Source organism: Brevundimonas sp. (genome assembly GCF_031082345.1).
Classification (GTDB): Bacteria; Pseudomonadota; Alphaproteobacteria; order Caulobacterales; family Caulobacteraceae; genus Brevundimonas.
In genome coordinates this window covers 1-6,077 of the sequence record NZ_JAVHLH010000061.1, presented here as the reverse complement: position 1 = coordinate 6,077, position 6,077 = coordinate 1, and the positions used below count along the sequence as shown (strand labels likewise).

Genomic DNA, 6,077 nt, shown 5'->3' with positions numbered 1-6,077 from the left:
CCATCGAGGGGCTGCGGACGACCTTGTCATAGGTCGAAACCACGTCGACGCGGTCCTGATACACCGCCTTGACGACCTCCTCCCACGGCCAGACCGACAGCGGATAGTAGGACAGGGGTCGAAAGTCGGCGTTCAGCACCAGCGCGGGCCAGCCGGACGGGGGACGGCTCAGGACCTGCATCAGGCCCTCGCCGTGCGGACGAGGATGATCGACGCGACCGGACTGAAGACACGTCTCCTTCCCTGGCTGTGCCGAATCCTACCCCTGATTCGACGGCTTGGCGATGACGACGGAGCGACGGTTCCGCAACGATCAGCTCCGGGCGCCGGCGCCGGGAAAGGACGGCAGACTCCAGCCCCAGACCAGCGCCCCCGCCCGCAGAGCAAAGCCGCACGGCGCCGCCACCAGCGCCGCCTCCAGATTGGACAGGCCCAGCGCCTTCAGCAGGACATAGGCCGTGGCGGCGAGCAGGGCCGCCGTGACCGTGATCTCGCGGCGCATGAGGATGGACGGCTGGCCGGCCAGAAGATCGCGCACGATACCGCCGAAACAGGCCGTCAGGGCGCCCATGACGATGCAGATCAGCGGCGCGGCGCCCAGCGCCTCGGCCTTGGCCGCGCCCAGAACGCCATAGGCGGCCAATCCCACCGCATCGAGCCACAGCAGGGCCCGGAACCGCCAGTCCCTCTGCCCCAGGAACCAGACCCCCAGCGCCGCCGCCAGGCAGATGGCGATATAGCGCCAGTCCTGCACCCAGAAGACCGGCGCATCGAGCAACAGGTCGCGCAGAGTGCCGCCGCCGACGCCCGTGATCGCCGCGAAGAAGCCGAGGGTGACCAGGTCCTGCTTTTGCCGCGCCGCCGCCAGGGCGCCGGTGGCGCCGAACACCGCCACGCCGGCATAGTCCAGCATGAACAGGGTCGGCAGGATCGGCTCTGACAGGGCTTCCAGCGTCGGGGCGTCGATCACGGGGGCGTCTCCTCGAGCGCGACCTCGCCGCGCCTGACCGCTCCATACCATCCCCACAGCAGATGCGCCGCCACGCTGCGATGCGGACGCCAGATTTCAGAACGGGCGTAGGCCTCCTTCTCGCGCGGCCGCAGCGACGCGCCGTCGGCCCAGCGCATCGCCTCCTGCAGGGCGATGTCGCCGGCGGGAAAGACGTCGCGCCGGCCCTCGCAGAACATCAGGAAGGTCTCCGCCGTCCATTTGCCCACGCCCTTGATGGCGGTCAGACGGGCCACGGCCTCTTCGTCCGAAAGCCGTTCCAGATGCTCAAAGTCGATATGACCCTTAACCTGGGCGCGGGCGATCTCGTGCCCATAGGTCGCCTTCTGGATCGAGAGACCGAAGCCGCGCAGCGTCTCGATGTCCGTGGCCAGGACGCGCTCCGGGGTCAGCTCGCCGCCAAGGCCCGCCTCGACGCGCGCCCAGATCGCGGCGGCCGAGGCGAGCGACACCTGCTGGTCGACGATCATGTGGAACAGGCCCTCGAACCCGCCCACCCGGCGGCGCCATTCGAAGGCCGGGGTCTGGGCGTGGGCGCGCGCCAGCCGGGGGTCCAGCTCAACGATCGCCCGTCGCGCCTCGTCGATATCGTCCAGCCAGTAGGGCGTCTGCATCCGGCGAGCGTAGCGGCGGTCCCGAAGGCCGCAAGCGACCGGATGTGATCGCGTCCGCTTGCCGCTATCCTGCATCGATGTTCGTCACCCGTTTCGCCCCTTCGCCGACCGGCCGCCTGCACAAGGGCCACGCCTTTTCGGCCCTGAGCGCGTGGCGGGCGGCCCGCGACGCCGGCGGGCGCTTCCTGCTGCGGATCGAGGATATCGACCCGACGCGATGCCGGCCCGAATTCGACGTCGGCATTCTCGAGGACCTGGCCTGGCTGGGGCTGGACTGGGAGACGCCTGTCCGCCGGCAGTCCGCCCATCTGGCCGACTACGCCGCTGCCGTCGACGCGCTGGAGCGGCGCGGCCTGCTGTATCGCTGCTTCCGTACCCGCAAGGAGATCCTCGACGCCATCGGCGACGCGCCGCATGGGCCGGCGGACGCCGCGCGGCCCGGTCCCCATTCCGCGGAAGACGAGCAGCGGTTCCTCGCCGAAGGCCGGCCCTTCGCCTGGCGCCTGTCGCTCGATCGCGCCCGGGACGCCCTGGGCGGTTCGGCCTGGGACGCCCTGGCTTTCGTCGAGGAAGGCCGCGGACCGGGCGGCGAGGCCGGCCTGATCACAGCGCGGCCCGAGACCGCCGGAGACGTCGTGCTGGCCCGCAAGGACGCGGGGACGGCCTACCATGTAGCGGTGACGCATGATGACGCCCTGCAGGGGGTCACTCACGTCATCCGGGGCGAGGACCTGTTCGAGGCGACGCACATCCAGGTGTTGATCCAGGCCCTGCTCGGCCTGCCGACGCCGACCTATCGGCACCACCGTCTGCTGACGGGGCCGGACGGCAGACGCTTCGCCAAGCGGGACAACTCGGTCACCCTCGCGCAGCTGAGGGCGGACGGGGTGAGCGCCGCGGCGCTGCGGGCGGAACTGGGTTTCTGATCAGACGGCCAGACGCCCCTCGGCCTTTGCGGCGGGGAAGACCACATCGGGATCGGGCTTGTCGACCGCCGCGCCGGGTCCGCCGATCGAGCGCAGGATGTGGCGGATGATGTTGAGCCGGGCCGTCTTCTTGTGGTCGGTGGCGATCACCGTCCAGGGGGCGGTGCGATGGTCGGTCTGGTCCAGCATGCGGTCACGCGCGGCGGTGTAGTCGTCCCAGCGGTCCTGGGCCTCCGCGTCCAGCGACGAGACCTTGAACCGCTTCAGCGGATCGGCGACGCGGGCGGCCAGCCGCTCGGCCTGTTCCGCCTTCGAGATATCCAGCCACAGCTTGATGATATTGACCCCGCCATCGGCCAGCATCCGCTCGAAATGCGGCGCGTCCTTCAGGAACTGGGCGTACTGGCCCGGCTCGCAGAAGCCCATGACTCGCTCGACCCCGGCCCGGTTGTACCAGGAGCGGTTGAACAGGACGGTCTCGCCCTCGGCCGGCAGGTGGGGGACGTAGCGCTGGAAATACCACTGGCCGGTCTCGCGCTCGGTCGGCTTGGGCAGGGCGATGACGCGGGTCTGGCGCAGGGCCATGTGCTCGGTGATGCGTTTGATGGCCCCGTCCTTGCCGGCCGAGTCCCGGCCCTCGAAGACGATCACCGTCTTCACGCCCTTTTCGATGGTCCACGCCTGGGTTTCGACCAGCAGGATCTGCAGGCGCACCAGCTCGGCTTCGTAGTCGTCTTGTTTCTTGCCCATCCGGCCACCGTGCGCCTGACGGCCCGTCGCGGCAATGTTGCAGGTTGATTGCCCGTCTGTTTCGATCGGGCCCGGAAGCCGCCGGCAAGATGTCGCCGTTCTCACGTGCACGGGAGGCCCAGGTATTCCAGGCTGCATATCCGTTCGGGAGACCCTTGATGATCGCCAGCCGCCGCACCCTTCTGACCAGCCTCGCCGCCCTGCCTCTCGTCGCCGCGCCCCGGTTCGGATGGGCGCGGGCATCCGACGCAGAGGCCGAAGCCGCCCTCGACGCCGCCTTCGCCGACGGACCTCCGGCCCTGGCCGCGGGCGTCGTAGGCCGGGAAGGCCTGATCTGGTCGGGCGTGCGCGGCGTCCGGCGGGCGGGACATGAGGCGAAGGCGACGCTGGAGGACCGCTGGCACCTCGGCTCCAACACCAAGGCCATGACCGCGGCCGTGTTCGGGCGACTGGTCGAGCAGGGGCGGGCGCGGTGGGACATGCCGCTGGCCGAAGCCCTGCCCGGGCTGACGATCGATCCGGCCTGGGCGGAGACCACGCCCGAAGACCTGATGCGCCACCGCGCCGGCCTTCTCGACGCCGGACTGCTGGACCAGGCCTGGCTGATCGCGGCCCATGCCGATCAGCGGCCCCTGCCGGAACAGCGGGCCGAGTTCGCGGCGGAGGCGCTGGGAAGCCCGCCCGCCGGACCCGTGGGCCAGTTCGCCTACGCCAACGGGAACTACATTGTTCTGGGCGCCGTCCTCGAGGCCCTGACCGGTCAGGCTTGGGAGCAGGTGATGGCGGACGAGTTGTACGGGCCGCTGGGGCTGGCCTCGGCCGGCTTCGGGCCGCCGCAGGGCGAGGCGCCGTGGGGCCACCGGGGCGGCGTCGCCGTCAATCGGGCCGGCTTCGCCGACAACCCCCGGGCGCTGGGTCCGGCGGGGACGGCGCATATGAGCCTTTCCGACTACGCCCGGTTCGTCTCCGCCATGATGGGCGGCGCGCCTGACTGGCTGGGCGAGGCGACGCGCCGTCATCTGCTGACCCCCGCGGCCGGAAGCCCGCCGGCGTATGCGGCCGGCTGGGGCGTCGGGACCGCCCCTTGGGCCGGGGTCGGCGGGCCGGGGCCGACGATCACCCACAACGGCTCCAATACGATGTGGTTCGCGACCGTGCTGGCGGCGCCGGAGCGGGGGTTGGGGTTCATCGCCCTGGCCAATGACGCCGCGGCGGGGCAGCGCGCCTGCCAGACCCTGGTCCAGCGGCTGGCGGCCTTGCAGAGCCCCGCCTGATCGCGCCTTTGCGCCGGCGGCCCGGGCGGGTAAGGCTGGCCGGGCATGAAGCGCGACTTCGCCGATTTCTGGAATCTGCTGTGGGAGGCCGGGCTCGGGCTGTGCGCGGCCTTCGCCCTGCTGAACCTGTTCGCGCCGGAGCAGGACCTGCCGTGGAAGCCGCTGGACCTGAACCGGCCGATCGGCCAGGCGACGGCGGCCAAGGTGGCCGATTTCGAGCTGGCCCGCACCGCCGCGCCCGAGGAGACCACCGCCGTCACCGACGCCTGCATCCAGGTGCTGCGCGAGGCCGGCGTCACCGTCGAGCGGGCCGAGGACAAGGACGACGGCGGCTTCTGCGTCGTGCGCGGGGCGGTCCGCATCACCGGCGGGGCCGTCACCCCCCTGCCCGGCAATCCCGTCATGCAATGCCCGCTGGCGGTGCGCTACGTCATCTGGGAGCGCCAGGTGCTGCAGCCGGCGGCGGAGGCGACGTTCGGCAGCCGGGTGGCCAGGATGAACAGCGTCGGCACCTACAGCTGCCGCCGCATCTACGGCCAGACCGACACGAGCGCCCGGCCCAGCGAGCACGCCCGGGCCAATGCGCTGGACCTCGGAGGCATGACGCTGGAGGACGGGCGCACGGTCTCGGTGCTGGCGGACTGGGACGGAACCGGGCCGCGGGGGGCCGAGGGCGAGGGCTTCCTGAAGCGCATCCGCGACGGGGCCTGCCGGGTGTTCTCGACCGTGCTGACGCCGGACTACAACGCGGCCCACAAGGACCACCTGCATCTGGACGGGGCCCCGCGGGGCCTGTGCGCCTGACCGGCGGTAACCCTTTTCGCCGCCGGGGCGAATCGGTTTGCGGTTGACCGTCTCCGGTTTTTCGGGAGAGAAATGCCCCCGCAGTCCGGATTTCGCGCGGCCTCCACACCCGTGCTCGCTCCTTCGCTGAATGAGCTCGTCCAGATGGACTGTCGGGCGTCCCCCAAGGGGCGCCTGCCTGGAAAGCGCGTTCAGGAGACGCAATATGGCGACCGGCACGGTCAAGTGGTTCAACCCGACCAAGGGTTTCGGCTTCATCCAGCCCGATGGCGGCGGTCAGGACGTTTTCGTCCACATCACCGCGGTGCAGAAGGCGGGCCTGCAAGGCCTCGATGAGAACGCCAAGGTCGAATACGAGCTGGAATCCCAGCGCGGCAAGACCTCGGCGGTGGATCTGAAGCTGCTCTGATCCGACTGACAGCATCATGAGACGGGCGCGGAGGTTTCGGCCTCCGCGCCTTTCTCTTTTTGGGCCTCCGCCATCGGCGCCACCGGCCCCGGCTTCACCCGGGCGCTCCACTGGGCCAGCACCACCCCGGCCAGCAGGGCCGCCGCCCCGCCCAGCTGGGCCGGGGTCATGGTCTCGGCGAACAGGGCCCAGCCCAGCATCGCCGCGACCACCGGCTGGATCAGCACCGTCACCGCCGTCAGGGCCGCCGGCAGCCGGCCCAGCGCCCAGGCCACCCCGCCCTGCCCGGCC

General features: G+C 71.0%; 8 protein-coding genes and 1 pseudogene. 4 read left to right on the top strand and 5 right to left on the bottom strand.

Going from position 1 to position 6,077, the window contains the following annotated elements; translation table 11 throughout:
• From RDU12_RS05935 to RDU12_RS05925, 3 genes and pseudogenes are all read right to left on the bottom strand, one after another.
• A pseudogene (locus RDU12_RS05935) lies at positions 1-184 on the bottom strand (HNH endonuclease); the annotation flags it as partial.
• 129 nt (positions 185-313) lie between these two features.
• Positions 314-913: a trimeric intracellular cation channel family protein gene (locus RDU12_RS05930; RefSeq protein WP_300290105.1), complete on the bottom strand. Its 600-nt coding sequence runs from the start codon at positions 911-913 to the stop codon at positions 314-316.
• Between the two features lie 53 nt (positions 914-966).
• Complete coding sequence (locus RDU12_RS05925) at positions 967-1,623, bottom strand: DNA-3-methyladenine glycosylase (protein WP_300290099.1); 657 nt, start codon at positions 1,621-1,623, stop codon at positions 967-969.
• Between the two features lie 77 nt (positions 1,624-1,700).
• On the opposite strand from RDU12_RS05925, the gene gluQRS reads away from it, so the two are divergent.
• Positions 1,701-2,549 (top strand): tRNA glutamyl-Q(34) synthetase GluQRS, encoded by an 849-nt coding sequence (gene gluQRS, locus RDU12_RS05920; RefSeq protein WP_300290098.1) that lies wholly within the window; start codon positions 1,701-1,703, stop codon positions 2,547-2,549.
• Here the strand turns inward: gluQRS and ppk2 are convergent, their stop codons facing one another.
• Entirely contained in the window at positions 2,550-3,299 is a 750-nt protein-coding gene (gene ppk2, locus RDU12_RS05915) for a polyphosphate kinase 2 (RefSeq protein WP_300290097.1), read from the bottom strand. It lies immediately after the preceding gene.
• Positions 3,300-3,457: 158 nt separating this feature from the next.
• Between ppk2 and RDU12_RS05910 the strand changes: the two genes are divergently transcribed.
• The 3 genes from RDU12_RS05910 (at position 3,458) to RDU12_RS05900 (ending at position 5,786) form a co-directional block, all read left to right on the top strand.
• Complete coding sequence (locus RDU12_RS05910; protein WP_308684258.1) at positions 3,458-4,573, top strand: serine hydrolase domain-containing protein; 1,116 nt, start codon at positions 3,458-3,460, stop codon at positions 4,571-4,573.
• A 45-nt stretch (positions 4,574-4,618) separates the two neighbouring features.
• Positions 4,619-5,377, top strand: a complete 759-nt coding sequence (locus RDU12_RS05905) for an extensin family protein (protein WP_300293330.1) — start codon at positions 4,619-4,621, stop codon at positions 5,375-5,377.
• A 205-nt stretch (positions 5,378-5,582) separates the two neighbouring features.
• On the top strand, positions 5,583-5,786 hold the full coding sequence (locus tag RDU12_RS05900; protein WP_183254651.1) for a cold-shock protein: 204 nt from the start codon (positions 5,583-5,585) through the stop codon (positions 5,784-5,786).
• A 14-nt stretch (positions 5,787-5,800) separates the two neighbouring features.
• Here RDU12_RS05900 and RDU12_RS05895 read toward each other — a convergent pair.
• Positions 5,801-6,077 (bottom strand): EamA family transporter (locus tag RDU12_RS05895; protein ID WP_308684257.1); only part of this gene is annotated, 277 nt, incomplete at its 5' end.